At 64.1% G+C, this 18,653-nt stretch carries 13 protein-coding genes and 1 pseudogene; 6 read left to right on the top strand and 8 right to left on the bottom strand.

Annotated features, from left to right (window positions below; translation table 11 throughout):
* Positions 1 to 268 precede the first annotated feature (268 nt).
* On the bottom strand, positions 269 to 1,339 hold the full coding sequence (locus DLM85_RS19160; protein WP_133257155.1) for a hypothetical protein: 1,071 nt from the start codon (positions 1,337 to 1,339) through the stop codon (positions 269 to 271).
* 167 nt (positions 1,340 to 1,506) lie between these two features.
* On the opposite strand from DLM85_RS19160, the gene DLM85_RS19165 reads away from it, so the two are divergent.
* Entirely contained in the window at positions 1,507 to 2,298 is a 792-nt protein-coding gene (locus DLM85_RS19165; protein WP_111479786.1) for a hypothetical protein, read from the top strand.
* 54 nt (positions 2,299 to 2,352) lie between these two features.
* On the opposite strand, the gene DLM85_RS19170 is transcribed toward DLM85_RS19165, so the two are convergent.
* The 6 genes from DLM85_RS19170 to ispF form a co-directional block, all read right to left on the bottom strand.
* On the bottom strand, positions 2,353 to 3,735 hold the full coding sequence (locus DLM85_RS19170; RefSeq protein ID WP_111479787.1) for a LutB/LldF family L-lactate oxidation iron-sulfur protein: 1,383 nt from the start codon (positions 3,733 to 3,735) through the stop codon (positions 2,353 to 2,355).
* A 46-nt stretch (positions 3,736 to 3,781) separates the two neighbouring features.
* On the bottom strand, positions 3,782 to 4,168 hold the full coding sequence (locus DLM85_RS19175; protein ID WP_243636044.1) for a four helix bundle protein: 387 nt from the start codon (positions 4,166 to 4,168) through the stop codon (positions 3,782 to 3,784).
* Positions 4,169 to 4,212: 44 nt separating this feature from the next.
* A complete protein-coding gene (locus tag DLM85_RS19180; protein ID WP_111479788.1) occupies positions 4,213 to 5,892 on the bottom strand; it encodes a M28 family peptidase in 1,680 nt (559 codons plus the stop codon).
* A 114-nt stretch (positions 5,893 to 6,006) separates the two neighbouring features.
* Complete coding sequence (locus tag DLM85_RS19185) at positions 6,007 to 7,656, bottom strand: M28 family peptidase (RefSeq protein ID WP_111479789.1); 1,650 nt, start codon at positions 7,654 to 7,656, stop codon at positions 6,007 to 6,009.
* Between the two features lie 101 nt (positions 7,657 to 7,757).
* Positions 7,758 to 9,428: a M28 family peptidase gene (locus DLM85_RS19190; RefSeq protein WP_111479790.1), complete on the bottom strand. Its 1,671-nt coding sequence runs from the start codon at positions 9,426 to 9,428 to the stop codon at positions 7,758 to 7,760.
* Positions 9,429 to 9,592: 164 nt separating this feature from the next.
* Positions 9,593 to 10,072 (bottom strand): 2-C-methyl-D-erythritol 2,4-cyclodiphosphate synthase, encoded by a 480-nt coding sequence (gene ispF / locus DLM85_RS19195; RefSeq protein ID WP_111479791.1) that lies wholly within the window; start codon positions 10,070 to 10,072, stop codon positions 9,593 to 9,595.
* A 293-nt stretch (positions 10,073 to 10,365) separates the two neighbouring features.
* On the opposite strand from ispF, the gene DLM85_RS19200 reads away from it, so the two are divergent.
* The 5 genes from DLM85_RS19200 (at position 10,366) to DLM85_RS19220 (ending at position 17,945) form a co-directional block, all read left to right on the top strand.
* Positions 10,366 to 10,980, top strand: coding sequence for a TetR/AcrR family transcriptional regulator (locus DLM85_RS19200; protein WP_111479792.1), 615 nt, complete (start codon positions 10,366 to 10,368; stop codon positions 10,978 to 10,980).
* 32 nt (positions 10,981 to 11,012) lie between these two features.
* On the top strand, positions 11,013 to 12,689 hold the full coding sequence (locus tag DLM85_RS19205) for a TolC family protein (RefSeq protein ID WP_111479793.1): 1,677 nt from the start codon (positions 11,013 to 11,015) through the stop codon (positions 12,687 to 12,689).
* A gap of 109 nt (positions 12,690 to 12,798) precedes the next feature.
* Positions 12,799 to 13,947: an efflux RND transporter periplasmic adaptor subunit gene (locus DLM85_RS19210; RefSeq protein ID WP_111479794.1), complete on the top strand. Its 1,149-nt coding sequence runs from the start codon at positions 12,799 to 12,801 to the stop codon at positions 13,945 to 13,947.
* Positions 13,948 to 14,027: 80 nt separating this feature from the next.
* Entirely contained in the window at positions 14,028 to 17,459 is a 3,432-nt protein-coding gene (locus DLM85_RS19215; RefSeq protein ID WP_111479795.1) for an efflux RND transporter permease subunit, read from the top strand.
* Positions 17,460 to 17,669: 210 nt separating this feature from the next.
* Entirely contained in the window at positions 17,670 to 17,945 is a 276-nt protein-coding gene (locus tag DLM85_RS19220; RefSeq protein ID WP_111479796.1) for an acyl carrier protein, read from the top strand.
* A 548-nt stretch (positions 17,946 to 18,493) separates the two neighbouring features.
* Here DLM85_RS19220 and DLM85_RS26360 read toward each other — a convergent pair.
* Positions 18,494 to 18,595: pseudogene (locus DLM85_RS26360) on the bottom strand (YkvA family protein); the annotation flags it as partial.
* Between the last annotated feature and the right edge of the window lie 58 nt (positions 18,596 to 18,653).

The following is an 18,653-nucleotide window of genomic DNA, read 5'->3' on the forward strand; positions in this document are numbered from 1 at the left end:
CGAGTCAGCAAACTACCGGTTTTATGTGATAATACCAGTAAGATGTAACCGGGATTTTGCACATGTTCAGCTAAGTGGTCAACGACTATCTTGGCTGGGTATCATTGCTTTTTCCAATTATAGTTTGTGAACAGTAACCGAAAATGGGCCTCTGCTGCTTCCCAGGCCGGCATGCTCGCTGTTCACCCACCCTAGGGGCTGCGGAAGCAGTATGCTTTTACAGGCCGCGGCAACCGAGCCGGGGGCACATGGAGCGTTGAGCCGGGGCTTAGCCCTGCTGAATAGTGGATACCTCGGGGGCCACGGTGAGCCGGGCCATAAACACCAGGGCCTCCTGGTAGCGGCTGCGCAATTCCTGGTACTGCTGCCAGGCGGCCGTGCGGTCGGGGCGCAGCGGCAGGGCGCAGGCGGCCAGCTGGTCGAGGATGTCGTCGAAGCTGGCCCGGTCGATGTGCTGCGCCCGGCCGGCATGGGCGGCCAGCGGGCCCTGCCGCGGCGGCGTGCTGCGTACGTTCACTTCAAAATAGCGGTGCACCCGGTTCAGGGCCAGGCAGCCGGCTTTGAAGCAGATTTCCATCTGCGGGCTGCGGGGCTGCTCCACGGCGCTGAACACCAGCGCCGCCGCGTCGAGGATGATGCCGGCGGTGCTCACCCAGGAGCGGCCGGGCTGGGGCGAGCGGAAAAACGAGAGGATGGGCAGGGAAGTGTGGCTTTCCTCGATTTCCACGAACCACTCTTCCCAGCGCATCCACGGCTCGTCGTGGTAGAGCCGTTCGGCCCCGTACAGCCACTCGACCAGGGCCGTGGCCGAGCTGGGCGAACCGGCCCGCAGCTCCAGGCGGGCCACCACCAGCTCGCGCCGCGAAAACGACTGGTAAATGGTGGGCAGGTAGGAAATCAGCAGCGTGAGCAGCAGCAGCCCCAGCGCCGCCTCGGAGTACGACAGCGCCGTGGCCGCCACGCCGTGGGTGGGCTCCTCCGAGCCGAGCGTGAGCAGGGAGCTGCCGCTGATGCGGTAGCAGCGAAACCAGTGGCCCTCATCCAGCCCCCAGAAAATGCCCGTGTAGGCCAACGACAGCAGGGCCAGCCAGAAAATGGGCAGCGCCACCAAGGCTACCGGGGCGAAGAGGGCCAGCACCCGGTCGCGCTGGCCGTAGGTAACCGTGCGGGCCGCCAGCTGATTGAAGATCCAGCGGAAGCCCTGAAACAGCCACCCGTTGAGCCGAACCGACTCGTTGCGCGGCAGCACAAACGAGCGGATGGCGGCCGACAAGGTCAGCACGACCAGCAGCAGCCCGGCCAGCAGCACCGCTCCGCGTAACAATAAGTCCCAGGACATCAGGCGGAAAGCGGGCTAAGGCGTGGCGGCATACAACGTTCTACGGCCCGGGCGCCCCACTGTTGAGCAGCAGGTACTTATCCCCCGAAGATGTGAGGCGCCGGGCGGGGCTTTGGCCTGGTGCTTGTTGCCACCGCTCCTACCAACGAAAACAAACGACTACCCCTATGAACCGCTTCCTGACCTTCGCCTTGCCACGCCCTGCGCTGCTGCTGGGCGGCGCCTTGCTGGCCCTGACCAGCTGCTCCACCACCAGCCGCATTTCCATGCAGGTGCCGGCCCAGCTGTCGGCCGCGGCGCCGCTGCCCGTCACCGGCAAGCAGGGCTTCCGGCACAGCTACCAGTTCGGCGAGTTTGCCACCGCCCAGGTCAAGCAGGGCTGGTTTAGCACCGCGGCGTGGTCGTGGGGCAATGCCGCCGGCGGCTGGCTGCCCGCGCCGGTGTGGTTTGATCAAACCCGCGCCCGGCAGAAAAGCTCGTTCACCATGCAGCCGGTGGGTGGCACCGCCTGGGAGGCCCAGTGCGCCTTCTTCGCTCACAGCGACGATTTGCGCCTCAGCCCCACGCCCAACAGCAACGTCGGCGTGACCCTGTTCAGCGAGGAGCTGTACAGCAGCATTATCAAGGCGCCGAACCAGCCCACCTGGCAGCTGATTCTGGAAAGCAAAAACCAGCTCGGCGACCGGCCCCAATTCGCCCGCGGCACGCTCTCCAACGGCGACTCGGTGCTGCAGGTGCGCCCCATTGCCCAGCTGCTGCGCCGCGACGGCCGGCCCATGACCCTGCCCTTCGGCGTGCCCGTCGGCTACGAGTTTGCCCGCCCCGACGGCTCGGTGGTAGCCGCCGTGGAGCTGATGGGCCGCGGCCGGGTGTGGGTGGCGCCCACGCTCACGCCCGCCGTGAAAGGCCCGGTGGCCGCCGCCCTCACAGCCATGCTGATTCACCAGCAGCGCATGTAACGGCGGCGCCCGGTATGAAAAAAGCCGGAACTGCTTCCGGCCTTTTTTCGGGGTCTACTTTTTCGGGCGCTCCTTCCACTGCTGCCGGAACGACTTCGGGGCCAGTTGAATGGCCTCGCGGCGCTTGCTCCAGCCTACCTGGCCCAGCAGGCGCTCCAGCACCCAGTTTTTGGCCGCGGTGGGGGCCAGGCTCCAGGTCCAGCGGTGCTTCATGCCGTAGAGCCAGAGCTTGATGCCGCGCTCCTCCTCCTTGTCGTTGAAGTGCTCTTTCACGGATTGCTGCCGGTTGAGCAGCAGGATGTTGTGAATCGGGATGCGCACCGGACACACCGAGGTGCAGGCCCCGCACAGCGACGAGGCGTAGCTCAGGTGCTTGTTGTCCTCGAAGCCGGCCAGGTGCGGGGTGATGACCGAGCCGATGGGCCCCGAGTAGGTGGCCTCGTAGGTGTGGCCGCCGATGTTTTTGTAGACCGGGCACACGTTCAGGCAGGCGCCGCAGCGGATGCACTGCAGGGCCTCGCGCTTGTCGGGCTGGGCGAGCAGGTTGGTGCGCCCGTTGTCGAGCAGCACCACGTACATTTCGTCGGGGCCGTCTTTTTCCAGCGGCTGGCGCGGGCCCAGGTACACCGTGTTGTACACCGTCAGCTGCTGGCCGGTGCCGCTGGTGCTCAGCAGGGGCCAGAACAGGTCCAGGTCCTGCAGCGAGGGAATCAGCTTTTCGATGCCGACCACCGCAATGTGGGTGCGCGGAAACGTGGCGGAGAGGCGGGCGTTGCCCTCGTTTTCGGTCACGGCCACGCCGCCCACGTCGGCCACCAGGAAGTTGCCGCCCGTCACGCCCACTTCGGCCGCGGTGTACTTGCCGCGCAGCAGCTTGCGGGCCGTGGCCACCAGCTTCTGCGCGTCGTCGGTGGGCTCGATGTGCAGGTGCTTGACGAAGATGTCGGCAATGTCCTTCTTGCTCAGGTGCATGGCCGGCGTCACGATGTGGTAGGGCCGCTCGCCGTTGAGCTGCACGATGTACTCGCCCAGGTCCGTTTCCACCGATTCCACCCCGTTCTGCTCCAGGAAGTGGTTGAGGTGAATTTCCTCGGTGGTCATGCTCTTGGCCTTCACCACCGTGCGGGCCCGCTTGCGCGCCACGATCTTGCCGATTTCCGTCAGCGCCTCCTTCGCGTCCTGGGCCCAGATGACCTTGCCGCCGCGCTTGGTGAAGTTTTCCTCCCACTGCAGCAGGTACTGGTCAAGATTGTTGACAATCTGTGACTTGCGATATGCGGCACGGGAGCGGGCCAATTCATGGTCGCGGTACCAGCCCAGGCCGGTCTGCACCGCCGCGTTGTACTTGCCGATGTTGAAGCGAATCTTGCGCCGGTGCTCCAGATCGAAGGCCTTCGAGTCGGAGTCGGTCAGAAACTGGGCGGATTTAGTAGTCATTGCTGAATTGCTGCATTGTTGAATTGTTGACGCAAGTGGCCCAACGTCAAATTTTCAGCATATCGTCGGTGTAGCGGATCAGGCCGTTGAGGGCTTTGGGGAGGCGCTTTAGTTCGACAAAGAACGACTCGTATTGTTCGATGTCGAGCAACTGTCGCACTTTGGCCTTCTCATTCCAGTCCAGCGACTCATACATCGAACCCTGCGCGTAGCGGAAGAACTTGATCTTGTCGCGCTTCCCGTAGCGTCCGAAACCCTCGGCAATGTTGGCCGAAATGCTGTCGACGCTGCGCACAAACTGCTGACCGATGGTGTCGCGGGCAAAGCTGTTCCAACTACCTACTGCCAGCCAAACCCGGTTGCTGAGGGCAAAACTGATGCGGTAAGCCTCGATATCGTTCAGTCGTAGGAATTTACGCTCTTCCATCTGCATTGTCTGGATCAACAATTTAACAATGCAGCAATTAAACAATTACATCAGGGCTTGTTGGAATCGACGACGGGGCGCTGGTCCTGGTTGGCCAGCTCCCAGGCGGTGTAGAACACCAGCCGGGCGCGGTCGGCCAGCTTATCGAACTCAATCTTGTCCACGTCGTCGGTGGCCTTGTGGTAGTCCTGGTGCAGGCCGCTGGTGTAGAAGATGACCGGGATGCCGTGCCGGGCGAAGTTGTAGTGGTCGGAGCGGTAGTAGAGCTTCTCTTCGTCTTTGGGGTCGTTGTAGAAGTAGTCGAGCTTGAGCTTGGCGTACTTCGCATTGGCCGCCTCACTGAGCGCGTGCAGGCCGGAGGACAGCTTGTCGGCGCCGATAAGGTAGAGGTAGCGGTCCGCGGCGGCGTGGCGCTTGTCGGTGCGGCCCACCATGTCGATGTTCAGGTCCGTCACCGTCTGCTGCAGCGGCACCACGGGGTGGCCGGTGTAGTAGTCGGAGCCGAGCAGGCCGCGCTCCTCGCCGGCGTTGAGCAAAAACAGGATGCTGCGGCGCGGCCCGTGCCCTTCGGCCTTGGCTTTGACGAAGGCCTGCGCCAGCTCCAGCACCGCTGAGGTGCCGGAGCCGTCGTCGTCGGCCCCGTTGTAGATGGTGTCGTGCTGAATGCCCACGTGGTCGTAGTGGGCCGAAATGACCACCACTTCGTCCTTTTTGTCGCTGCCTTCCAGCAGCCCCAGCACGTTTTCGGAGGCCAGCTCCAGGCGCGTCTGGGGCAGCAGCACGGTGAAGGGCCGCAGGGCGAAGGCGTGCGGCGGGGGCTGCCGCGTCTGGTAGCTGGCCAGCACGTACTGACCCAGGGCCTCAGGGCCGGCCCCGAGCAGGGCCGCGCCGAGGTCGAGCGAGGTCAGGTAGGAGCCGATGCCGGTGGGCGGGGCCTCGGTGAGCATAAAGCCGGTGAGCGGCTGGCGTACGGGCTGCAGCAGCTCGTAGCCGGGCTCGTTCAGGGCCTCGCCCATGCCTTCGGCCATGGGCACGAAGGCCGCACTGGGGGCGAAGGTGATGATGAACACGCTGCGGGCGCCCTTGTCGCGGGCCAGGGCGGCCTTGCGGAAGGTGCTGCTCCACTCCGATTCCTGCTTGGTGCCCGAGAGCAGGTAGCGGCCGCGCCCGTCGGTCGGTTCGCCCTGCAGCAGCACCACGTCCTTGCCCTGCACGTCGCGGCCCTGGTAGTCGTTGTACTGCTCGGTTTCGATGCCAAAGCCGAGAAACACCGCGTCGGCCTTGGTTTCGGTGCGGAAGGGTGAGGGGCCGAAGCCCAGGAAGTCGCGGCCGGCCTGGAAGGTCTGCGGGCCCACGCGCAGCTGCCCGGCGCCGTCGGGGGCGTAGCGCACCAGCCCGAACGGCTGCAGGTAGGGGCTCACGCCGCCCGGCACCGGCCCCGTCAGGCCCAGGTCCCGGAAACGGGCGGCGAGGTAGTCGGCGGCCATTTTCTGGCCTTTCTCGCCGGTGGCGCGGCCCTCGTAGGCGTCCGAAGCCAGAATGCCGAGGTGCCGGCGCAAATCGGCGGCGATGATGGTGCCGGCGTAGGTCACGGCCGCGTCGTCGGCCGCCGGGGCCGGGGCGGCGCTGGTTTTGGTCTTGACTTTGACCTTGCCCTGCGCCTGGGCCGAAAAGCTGCTGAGCCCGACGCCGGCGGCCAGCAGCAGCGTCAGAAAGGGAATGCGAAACATCGAACCGGAGAAAAACGACCGTCTCAACGGACGGAAAACGAAATGGCTGGTTGCCGGGCCCTTGCGAAGGCGCGTCAACCAGCCATTCAAAGCGGTAAGCAAGTTAACAAACCATTACGGCTTGTTGGAGTCGACCACGATGCGGTTGTCGCGGTTGACCAGCTCCCAGGCGGTGTGAAACACCAGCTGGGCGCGCTTGGTCATGAGCGGAAACTCAATCTTGTCCACGTCGTCGCTGGCCTGGTGGTAGTCGGCATGGTCGCCGGTGGTGTAGAAGATAACCGGCACCTTGTGCTTGGCGAAGTTGTAGTGGTCGGAGCGGTAGTACACGCGCTCCGGGTCGTTGGGGTCGTTGTAGCGGTAGCCCAGGTCGAGCTGGGTGTACTTGCGGTTGGCCTCCTCGTTGATGGCGTGCAGCTCCGAGCTGAGCTTGTCCGAGCCCACCAGCTCCACGTACTGGTCGCCGGCCTTGTGCTTATCGTCGTAGCGGCCCACCATGTCCATGTTCAGGTCGGCAACGGTCTGGGCGAGCGGAATGACGGGGTTGTCGGTGTAGTACTCCGAGCCGAACAGGCCCTTCTCCTCGCCCGTCACGGCCAGAAACAGGATGCTGCGGCGCGGCCCGTGGCCCTCGGCCTTGGCCCGGGTGAAGGCCTCGGCCAGCTCCAGCACCGACACCGTGCCCGAGCCGTCGTCGTCGGCCCCGTTGAACACCTTGCCGTCCTGAATGCCCAGGTGGTCGTAGTGGGCCGACAGCACCAGCAGCTCGTCTTTTTTGTCGCCGCCTTCGAGCAGGCCCAGCACGTTTTCGGTGGCGAAGGTTTCGGTCTGGCGCGGCGCCCGCACGGTTACTTTCGCCGGCTTAAAGGGCGACTTCACCGGCTGCCCGGCCTGGGCTACGGCTGCCTGGTACTTGGCTACGCCGGCGGCGTTGCTGCCCAGCAGGGCGTAGCCCACCGCTGGGGCCACGGAAAAGGAAGCCGCGCGGGCCGGGCCCTGTTTGCCGGGGAAGTTCATGCGCGCCTGGCCCAGGTAAGGCTTGATGCGCGCCAGCAGCTGGCCGAACTTCTCCGCGTCGGGGTTGATAACAAACACCGAGCGCGGGTTTTTGCGCATGGCCAGCGACTCCTTGGCCCGCGAATCGGCCCACTTGCTGGGCTTGCCGTCCTTGCCCAGCAGCGGCTTGCCGTCCTTCAGCGGCTCCCCGCCCAGGATGATGAGGTCCTTGCCCGCCACGTCGAGGCCGGCGTAGTCGTTGTAGCCCTCCTGCTCGATGCCGTAGCCCACAAACACCGGCTGCAGCGTGGTGGCCTGCGCGAAAGCGGCGCTGCCGCCCACGTAGTAGTCCTGCAGCGGCTTGAAGCTCTGCTTGCCGATCTGCAGCTGCATCTGGTCGTAGGCCCAGCGGCTGCGCTCCATGGTGAAGTGCTGCAGGTAAGGGTTGTCGGAGCCCGTTACCGGGCCTGCCAGGCCCAGCTCCTTGAAGCGGGCGGCGAGGTAGTCGGCGGCCATCTTCTGGCCTTTCTCGCCGGTTTCGCGGCCCTCGTACTCGTCGGAGGCCAGCACGGTGAGGTGCTTGCGCAGGTCGGCCTCGGTAATGGTATTGGCGTAGGTGACCGACCAGTCGGTGGGCGCGGCGGCCGGCTCGGCCGGCTTTTCGGTCTTGGTCTTGACTTTCACCTTGGCTTTCTGGGCCAGGGCCGGGGCGCTGCCGCCGGCCAGCACGGCCGTCAGCAGCAGGAAGGGGAGGATAGGTCTGGGCATAGAAGGAAATGGCTGCATGGCTGAATGGTTAAATGGCTGATTGTTCCAGCGGCGCCAGAACGACCAGCCATTTAACCATTCAGCCATTCAGCCATGCAGCGTTACGGCTTGTTGGAATCGACTACGATGCGGTTGTCGCGGTTGGCCAGTTCCCAGGCCGAGTAGAACACCAGCCGGGCGCGCTTCTCCATCTTCGGAAACTCGATCTTGTCCACCTCGTCCTTGGCGCCGTGGTAGTCGGCGTGCACCCCGTTGAAGAAGAAGGCCACCGGGATTTTGTGCTTGGCGAAGTTGTAGTGGTCGGAGCGGTAGTAGAAGCGGTTCGGGTCCTGCGGGTCGTTGAAGCGGTAGTCCAGGTCGATGGGGCCGTACTGCTTGTTGGCGTTTTCCACGATGTTATACAGCTCCGAGGAGAGCTTGTCCGAGCCGATGACGTACACGTAGTCGGGCTTGCCTTCGTGCTCCTTGTCGGTGCGGCCCACCATGTCGATGTTCAGGTCGGCAATGGTGCGCTCCAGTGGAAACACGGGGTGGTCGGTGTAGTATTCCGAGCCCAGCAGGCCCTTCTCTTCGCCCGTCACCGTCAGGAACAGCATGCTGCGGCGCGGGCCGTGCCCGGCGGCTTTGGCCTGGGTGAAGGCCTCGGCCATTTCCAGCACCGATACCGTGCCCGAGCCGTCGTCGTCGGCGCCGTTGTGCACCTCCCCGCTGATGATGCCGATGTGGTCGTAGTGCGCCGACACCACCAGGATTTCGTCTTTTTTGTCGCTGCCTTCGAGGAAGCCCAGCACGTTCTCGGTGGTGAACTGCTCCCGCTTCTTGGGCGCCGTGACGACCACGGAAGCCGGTTTGAACGCGCTGGTCGGTTTGCCCGCCGCCGCGGCCGTGCGGTACTTGCCCAGGGCCGCTTCAGTAGTGCCCAGCAGCTTCAGGCCCACCGCCGGCGACACGAAGAGCGTGGCCGCCCGGCTTTCCTTCTTGTCCATAAAGCTGATGCTGGGCCGGCCCAGGTAGGGCGTCAGCCGCGTCAGGGCCTTGTCGAAGTCGTCCTTGCTGGCCGCCACAAAGAACACCGAACGGGCCCCTTTCTGGGTGGCCAGCGCCGATTTGGCGCGGTAGTCGTTGCCCCACTTGGTCGGCTTTTCGTCTTTGCTGAGCGTGGGTTTGCCGTCTTTCATCGGCTCCCCCAGCAGCACCACCACGTCCTTGCCCTTCACGTCGAGGCCGGCGTAGTCGTTGTAGCCCTCCTGCTCGATGCCGTAGCCCACAAACACCGGCTGCAGCGTGGTGGCCTGGTCGAAGGGCGAGTTGCCGGCGGCGTAGAAGTCCTTCATCCACTGGAAGCTCTGCCCGCCCACTTTTAGCGTGCCGGTGCCCGCCCAGGTGCTGCGCTCCATGGTGAAGTGCTGCAGGTAGGGGTTGTCGGAGCCTTGTACCGGGCCCACCAAACCCAGCTCCTTGAAGCGGTTGGCAATGTAATCGGCGGCCATTTTCTGGCCCTTTTCGCCGGTTTCGCGGCCCTCGTATTCATCGGAGGCCAGCACGGTGAGGTGCTTGCGCAGGTCGGCCTGCGTGATGCCCTCGGCGTAGGTGCGGGCGTGGTCGGCGGGCATCGGGGCCGGGGCAGCAGGCGCCGGGGCGGCTTCGGGAGCGGCCGCAGCCTCGGTTTTGGCCTTGCGCTTGACCTTGACTTTCTGCTTGGCGTCCTGGGCCACGGCCGGACTGGCCAGCAGCGCCGCGGCCAGCAGCACCGGCATTAGTTTGTACGACATAATAAAGGAGGGAGTGAGGATACCGCCCGGGCGGGCGGCCGGAGTTTTGGTGAGGGGAATGGAATGAGCAGGGGCAAAGACGGCCGCGCCCGCCGAGGGTTGCGGCGGGCGCGGCGGCTGGTTAAATGTAAGCGACGCGGCTACATCCTGCGCGGCGCCGGTGTCTACTCCTTGGTGATGAGCACCGCCGCGTAGGCCGCTACACCCTCGCGCCGGCCCACAAAGCCCAGCTTCTCGGTGGTGGTGGCCTTGATGCTCACGTCGTCGATATCAACGCCCATCACCTCGGCCAGCACGCGCTGCATCTCCGGGATGTGCGGGTTCACCTTGGGCGCCTCCAGGCAGATGGTCGAGTCGATGTTGCCGACCTCGTAGCCCCGCTCGCGCAGCAGGCGCACCACCTCGCGCAGCAGCCGCTTGGAGTCGATGCCCTTGTACTGCGGGTCGGTGTCGGGGAAGTGGAAGCCGATGTCGCGCAGGTTGGCCGCGCCCAGCAAGGCGTCGCAGATGACGTGGATGAGCACGTCGGCGTCGGAGTGGCCGAGGGCGCCGTGGGTGTGCGGCACCTGAATGCCGCCGAGCCAGAACGGCAGGCCTTCCTGGAGCTGGTGAACGTCGTAGCCGAAGCCGGTACGGATGCGCATGGGCGAAATGGTGAGGTGGTGAAATGGTGAGTGGGCCACCGCGCTGCAAGGTACGACGAGGGGAAAAGAACACCGACCTCCGGTTTGCTGCGCGCTCCGGACGACGGGCTGATGAAGGCAGCCCCGCCCCGGTGATAAAAATTCATCTTCTCCGATAAAGTATTTCTGCGGCGGCGGCGTCTGCCCGCGCACAGCTGTTTCGGGAACCAAGCCTCACATGATTATGTCAGCAAAAAAACTACTGGAAACTTTGGATTCACTGAAAGTTTCCGTTGTACCTTTGTGGCGTGAGTATGGAAATCAAGGACCGGATTCTGCTGACCGCCGTCGAGCTGTTTATGCGCAACGGTATCCGCAGCGTTTCGATGGACGACATTGCCGCCCAGCTCGGCATGTCGAAAAAGACCCTCTACAAGTGGTTCGATAACAAAGACCAGATCGTGCTGGCCACCATGCAGCAGCACCTCTGCAAAGAGGAATCGGACTGCGAAATGGTGTTTGCCGCCGGCGCCAACGCGCTGGAGGAGAGCTATAACCTGATGCAGTGGCACAAGACCATGCTCTCGGGCATCAACCCGAGCATCTTCCACGAGCTGCAGAAGTACTACCCCGAGGCCTGGGCGCTGTTTGAGCAGCACAAGAACACCTTCATCCTGCGCAAAATCATCGAAAACCTGCGCCGGGGCATCGACGAAGGCCTGTTCCGCCCCGACCTCGACGTGGACGTGCTGGCCCGGCTGAAGCTGGCCGAAATCGAGCTGATGTTCGACGCCCGCGTGTTTCCGACCCGGCAATTCGAGCTGCAGCGCCTGCACACGGTCACCGTCGAGCACTTTCTCTACGGCATCTGCACCCTGAAGGGGCACCGCCTGATCAACCAGTACCGTCAGCTGACGGAAGCTGACTAAACCACCAACCCGCTCTCACCATTCGTTTCGCTATGAACAAAGCGTTTCGCCTACTGCTGCTGCTAGCCGCTTTGGGCTTCCTCGGGCTGCACGAGCTACTGGCCCAGACGCCCGCCCCGGGCCAGGCGCCCGTGGCCTCGGGCGCGCCCATGTCGCTGAGCCTTTCGCAGGCCGTTGACTTCGCCCTCAAAAACAAATCCTCGCTGATGGCCACCCGCCTGGGCGAGCAGACCGCCCACGCCCGCGTCGGCGAAATTCGCTCCGCCGGGCTGCCGCAGGTGAACGTGGCCGCCAACCTGGCCGACAACTTCAAGCTGCAGAAGTCCCTGGTCGACGTGGGCGCCTTCGGGGGCTCCACCGCCACCCAGCTCACTTCCGCCGACGTGACGGCCGCCCAGGGCGGGCAGAACGTCAACCTCTCCCAGGTGCAGGTGGAGCGCACGCCGGTGCCGCCCCAGGCCATTGCCTTCGGCCTGCGGCACGCCGGCAACACCAGCGCCTCGGTGTCGCAGCTGCTCTTCGATGGCTCGTATCTGATTGGCCTGAAGGCCGCTAAGGTGTACGAAGACCTGGCCAAGAAGCAAACCCAGCAGGCCGAAATCGACGTGGTGGAGCAGGTGCAGAAGGCCTACTACAGCACCCTGGTCGCCCGCGCCCGCCTGGAGCTGCTGGCCCGCAACGTGCAGCGCCTCGACACGCTGCTCTACCAGACCAACGCTACTTATAAGGAGGGCTTCGTGGAGAAGCTCGATGTGGACCGCCTGCGCGTGCAGCGCAACAACCTGGTGGTGGAGCAGCAGAAAGCCCAGCGCCTGACCGAGCTGAGCGTGGCCCTGCTGAAGTTCCAGATGGGCCTGCCCCAGGAACAGCCGGTGGTGCTGACCGATCAGCTCGACGGGGCTCTGGTGGATGCCAACTCCCTGCGCCAGCGCCTGGGCGCGGCCAACTTCAACACCGGCAGCGGCGACCGTAGCCTGGGCGGCGTGCCCACGGCCCCGGCCCCCACGGGCGGCAACGCCGCCGAGCAGGCCCGCCAGGACCAGCAGTCGGCCCTGAGCGGGGCCCGGCCCAGCCAGGCCGCGGCGGCCTTCAACTACAACAACCGCATCGAGTTCACGACCCTGGAAACCCAGCAGGCCCTGGCCGGCCTCGATTTGGCTAACCGCCGCGCCGGTGCCTACCCGCGCCTGGTAGCTACGGCTGCCTACGGCTTCAACGGCTCGGCCAACGGCCTGGGCAACCTGTTTGCCTTCCGCGGCCCGAACTCGGTGGACGGCAACGGCTTCCCCAACCAGAACTGGTTTGGCTTCGGCAACGTGGGCCTGAGCTTGCAGATTCCGGTGTTCGACGGCTTCCGCCGCAAGTACCAGGTGCAGCAGGCGCGCATTCAGCAGCAGACCATTGAGCGGGGCTTCGAGACGCTGCGCCAGAGCATCGACCTGCAGGACGCGCAGAGCCGCACCACGCTCACCAATGCCCTGGACGTGCTCGACAACCAGAAAGCCAACCTGGAGCTGGCTACCGACGTGGCCCGCGTGTCGCGCATCAAGTTCCAGGAGGGCGTGGGCTCGAACCTGGAAGTCATTACCGCCGAAACCGACCTGCGCTCGGCCCAGACCAACTACTACGCCGCCCTCTACGACGTGCTGGTGGCCAAGGTGGACCGCGACAAAGCCACCGGCGAGCTGTTCAATCAGACGAAAAAGTAAGGAGCTAGGAGTCAGGAGCTAGGAGCTGGAAGCTCCTGACCCAGCCACAGTTGATTGCCCAACACCCCCGATTCTAGCTCCTAACTTCTTGCTACTAGCTCCTTCTCCAATGAAATACGTTTCTTCTTCGGCGCTGCTGTTCCTGGCTTTCCTGGCTTCCTGCGGCGGCGGTGATAAAGACCCCAAAGCCGAGCTGGAAAAGCTCAAAAAGGAACAGGCCACTAACGCTGCCAAAATTGCCGAGCTGGAAGCCAAAGCCGGTCCGGCCGCGGCCACCGAGCTGGCCGCCACGCCCGTATCGGTTATCAGCGTGCAGCCCGAAAGCTTCACCAGCTACCTGGAAGTGCAGGGCCGCGCCGACTTCGACGAAAACGCCAACGTGTCGCCCCGGGTCCCGGGCGTGCTCACCAGCATCCGCGTGCAGCGCGGCGACCGGGTGAGCAAGGGCCAGGTTATTGCCACCCAGGACGCGGCCGTGCTCGAATCGGGCATTGCCGAGCTGCGCACCCGCCTGGAGCTGGCCAAGACCGTGTACGAAAAGCAGGACCGCCTCTGGAAACAGCAGATCGGCACCGAAATCCAGTACCTGCAGGCCAAGAACAACTACGAAGCCCTGCAGCGTAGCCTGGCCACCCAGCAGCAGCAGCGCGCCATGTACAACGTGGTAGCGCCCTTCGGCGGCACCGTGGACGACGTGCCGGCCAAGGTGGGCGAAATGGGCAACCCCGGCATGCCGGTGGTGCGCCTGCTCAGCGGCGGCGGCGGCAAGCTGGTGGCCGATGTATCGGAAAACTACGCCAGCACCATCAAGGCCGGTGACAAGGCCCTGGTGAGCATCCCGGATTTGGGCGTGAACGACGTGCCCTCGACGGTGCGCACCGTGAGCCGCACCATCAACCCGGCCAGCCGCACCTTCCCGGTGGAGCTGCGCCTGACCGGCCCGGCCGCCGCGCAGCTGCGCCCCAACATGGTGGCAACCGTCCGCATCCAGAACTACAGCAAGGCCAGCACCACCGTGCTGCCCGTGGACCTGGTGCAGAAGGACGAAACCAACAGCTACGTGTTCGTGGTGGAAGACAAAGGCGGCAAAAAAGTGGCCGCCAAGCGCGTGGTGCAGACCGGCGCCACCTACAACGGCCGCACCGAAATTACCGGCGGTCTGAAAGCCAACGACCAGGTCATTTCGGCCGGCTACCAGAACCTCAACGAGGGCCAGACGGTGTCCCTCGCCGGCGCAGCCGGGCAAGCAGGCGCCTAGCGCAAGGACCAGCGCGGCGGGCACCTAACCCGGCCCGCCGCGCGGCCTGACACGTCACCCATCCTAGCTTCCGACTCCCCATGCAGGATATCGAAAAAGAGTTTGGACCCACCAGTTGGTCCATTAATAACAAGACCAGCATTTACATCATCACGCTGCTGCTGTGCGTGGCGGGTATCTTCTCCTACATCAAGCTGGGCAAGGAGAAATTCCCGGATATCGTCATTCCGCGCATCATCGTGGCCACGGTGTACCCCGGCACTTCGCCGACGGACATCGAAAACCTGGTGACGCGCCAGCTTGAGAAGGAAATCAAGTCGGTGAACGGGGTGAAGAAAATCAACTCCACCTCCAACCAGGACTACTGCATCGTGGACGTGGAGTTCAACTCCGGCGTGGACGTGCAGTACGCCAAGCAGCTCATCAAGGACGCCGTCGACAAGGCCGGCAACGAGCTGCCCAACGATTTGCCGACGCCGCCCACCGTGCAGGAAGTGAACCTGTCGGAGCTGCCCATCATGCAGATCAACCTGGCCGGCAACCTGCCCGCTTCGCAGCTGAAGAAGCTGGCCGACGACTTCCAGGATAAAATCGAGGCCCTGCCCGAAATTACCCGCGTCGACATCATCGGCGCCCTGGAGCAGCAGGTGAACGTGGACGTGGACCTCTACAAGCTCCGCGCCGCCCGCCTGGGCTTCACCGACATCGAGGGCGCCATTGCCCGCGAGAACATCACGATTTCGGGCGGCTCGGTGGACGTGGGCGACCAGAAGCGCGCCGTGCGCGTGGCCGGTCAGTACGTCAACGCCGCCGACATTGCCAACATCCAGATCAAGAACCTCTCCGGCTCGGCCGTGCGCCTCGGCGACATTGCCACCGTGGAGGACGCCTTCAAGGACCGCGAATCGTACGCCCGCCTCGACGGCAAGCCCTCGATTACGCTGAACGTGATTAAGCGCCAGGGCGAAAACCTCATCGACGCCTCCGACAAGATCAAGCAGCTGGTCGACGAGTCGAAGAAGGGCCAGTCCAGCGACCTGCGCATCACCATTACCGGCGACACCTCGAACGACACCCGCGTAACGCTGCACGATTTGATCAACACCATCGTCATCGGCTTTATCCTCGTGACGGTGATTCTGATGTTCTTCATGGGTACCACCAACGCCCTGTTCGTGGGTCTGTCGGTGCCGCTGTCGATGTTCCTGGCCTTCGTGGTGTTGCCCATGTTCGGCTTCGCCTTGAACATGATTGTGCTCTTCGCCTTCCTGCTGGCGCTGGGTATCGTGGTCGATGACGCCATTGTGGTGATTGAAAACACCCACCGCCTGCTGCACGAGCACCCGAACCTGACCACGGCGCAAGCCGCCAAGTTTGCCGCCGGCGAGGTATTTGTGCCGGTACTGGCCGGTACCTTGACCACCGTGGCCCCCTTCGTGCCGCTGATGTTCTGGCCGGGAATTGTGGGTAGTTTCATGTTCTACCTACCAGTGACGCTGATTCTGACCTTGATGTCCTCGCTCATCGTGGCCTTCATCATGAACCCGGTGTTTGCCGTGTCGTTCATGGAGCGCGAAGACCACCACGCCGAGGACAAGAAGCCCAAGCTGACCAAGACCTTCCTCATCGTGACGGGCGTGATGCTGCTGATTGCGCTGATTGGCTATGTGGCCGGTTCGTTCTTCGTCGGCAACCTGTTCATCTTCCTGATTGTCTTCGCCCTGCTCGACAAGTTCGTGTTCGTGCACATGATTGCCTGGTTCCAGACCCGGGCCTTGCCGCGCTTCATGGACGGCTACGCCAGCCTGGTGCGCTGGGCCATCGGCCACCCGGTGCTGGTCATGGTGGGCGTGCTGGTGCTGTTCATCGGCTCGTTCGTGGCCGTGGGCATGCGCGGCCCCAAGGTGGACTTCTTCCCCAAGGGCGACCCGAAATTCGTGTACACCTACCTGAAGATGCCGGTGGGCACCCGCGTGGAGGTTACCGACTCGGTGGCCCGCGAGCTGGAAAAGCGCATCTACGGCGTCATCGGCACGAAAAACCCGGACGTGGAATCGGTAATTACCAACGTGGCCATCGGCGCCGGCGACCCGGGCGAGGCTACGGCTTCGGGGGTGTCGCAGTCGCACCTGGCCAAGGTGGCCGTGGCCTTCAAGGAGCTGAGTGAGCGGACCGGCCCCGAAACCCGCACCTACATGGACAAAATCCGGGAGGCCGTGAAGGGCATCCCCGGCACCGAAATTTCGGTGGACCAGGAGTCGAGCGGCCCGCCCACGGGTAAGGAAATTGCCATCGAAGTAGCCGGCGACGACTACCCGAAACTGGCCGCCCTCTCGAAGGACGTGATTCGCTACATCAACCAGAAGAACATCGGCGGCATCGAGCAGCTGCGCTCCAACCTGGAAGACCGTAACCCCGAAATTGCCGTGAACATCGACCGGACCCGCGCCAACCGCGAGGGCATCAGCACGGCTCAGATCGGCATGGAAGTGCGCACGGCCATCTACGGCTACGAGGCCAGCAAATTCAAGACCCCCGACGACGAGTACCCGATTCAGGTGCGCTACGCCAAGCCCTACCGCGAAGACGTGGACGCCATCCTGAACTCGCCGCTGACCTTCCGCGACGCCACCGGCCAGATGCGCCAGGTGCCCATCAGCTCCGTGGCCGACGTGAAGTACAGCACCACCTACGGCGGCATCAAGCGCAAGGACGTGAAGCGCGTCATCACCATCTCCTCGAACGTGCTGAGCGGCTTCACCGGCCCCGACGTGGTGAGCAACATCCAGACGGCCCTGAAGGCCTACCCGACGCCTCCGGGCTACACCATCAAAATGGGTGGTGCGCAGGAAGACCAAAAGGAAACCTCCGACTTCCTGCCCCTGGCCGGTATCGGCGCCCTGGGCCTGATCTTCCTGATCCTGGTGGTGCAGTTCAACTCGTTCAGCAAGCCGGTTATCATCCTCTCCGAAGTGCTGTTCTCCATTGCCGGCGTATTCTGGGGCCTGGCCATTACGGGCATGAACATCAGCATCGTGATGACGGGTGTGGGCATCATCGCCCTGGCCGGTATCGTGGTGAAAAACGGGATTCTGCTGGTCGAATTCACCGACATCCTGCGCAGCCAGGGTATGTCCCTGCGCGAAGCCATTGTACTGGCCGGCCGCACCCGCCTGAACCCGGTAATCCTGACGGCCACGGCCGCCACGCTGGGTTTGATTCCGCTGGCCATCGGCCTGAACGTGGACTTCTACGAGCTGTTTGCCTCGGGCCACCCCAACTTCTTTATCGGCGGTGAGTCGGTGGTGTTCTGGGGCCCGCTGGCCTGGACCATCATCTTCGGCCTGGTCTTCGCTACGCTCATTACCCTGGTGGTCGTGCCGGTGATGTACCTGCTGAGCGAGACGCTGAAAGGCAAGGTGACCGGCAACGACCCGGACGCCAACGTGCAGCCGGTCGCCGATGAAGAAGAGGTAGCGGCCGCCACTCCCCCGGTGCTGGCCGAATACTAAGGCCGCCGCCATATCAGCCCGGCGGTGGTGGTGCGTTCTACACCTGCAACTGCCCACCGCCGGGCTGCGGGCGGCCCAAGCCGGGCCGCCGAAAAATCTGATGCAACCTTTTGCGGCCTTGCCGACTCCGACCTACGGCCACCGGCCGTTCGCCGGCAGCCCCCAGGCTTTGTTTCTCCCATTTTCCGTTCACCCGTCGTTTCAACAGCCATGTTAACCCGAACGACTACCATCCCCGGCAGCACCAACATCGAACAGCAGGTGCTCCGGATCATCAGCAAGCGCAAGGCCATTAAGCCTACCCGCCTGCGTGTTTCCAGTAACCTGAGCCGCGAGCTGGGCTTCGATACCGTCGACGTGGTCGACATCATTCTGGAGCTGGAGCGCCGCTTCAAAATCACCATTCCCGACGAGGTGCCCCTGCACACCGTACGCGACTTTGTGCGCTACGTGGCCTCGCACCTGGGGGGCTCCAAAGCCCGCTAAGCAGCGTAGACGCCAGCAATACCCTCGATAGTCTGAAAAACGCCAACGGCCCGCTTCCCTCACGCAGAGGGAAGCGGGCCGTTGGCGTTTGGAATAAGGAGGCCGGTTTAGCGCACGTTGCCGCCGGTGTCGCCGCCGCGCAGGGTGCTGTCCTTCGGGTCGCGGCTGCCAGCCGTGCTGGCGGCGGCCACGTTGGGGTTGGGCTGGTTGCCCACTTCCGGGTGGTGCTTGGCGTGAGCGGCCGGGCTGTCCGCATCGGAAGCCGCTGAGTTGGCCGGATCGGGGTTGGGGCCGCCGGGCAGGTCGGCCGCGCCGGCCCGCTTCGCCGACTCAGCCGACTCCACAAACGAGCCGCTGGTCACGCTGTGCTCCGCCTTTTCCACCGGCGACTCGGTGATGGCACCCAGACGGCGCGTTACCGGGCCTTTCTTGGCCGACTCCGGCGCTGCCTCGAACCGCTCGCTGGGCACCGCAATGGGATGCGGGCGCGACTTTTCCCAGTCGGCAAACTTGTCCATCTCGGTCTTGAGGGTGCTGGTAAACCAGGCCATCAGCGCCACGTCGTCGAGCAGGCCGACCACGGGAATGAAGTCGGGCACCAGGTCGATGGGGGAGAGGAAGTAGATGAGCACCGCCACGGCCGCCATTACCGTGGGCGTTGGAATGCCGGTGTACTCGCCCGAGGCGGCGTACTTCACCAGGCGGAAC

Source organism: Hymenobacter edaphi (assembly GCF_003258365.1).
GTDB lineage: Bacteria > Bacteroidota > Bacteroidia > Cytophagales > Hymenobacteraceae > Solirubrum > Solirubrum edaphi.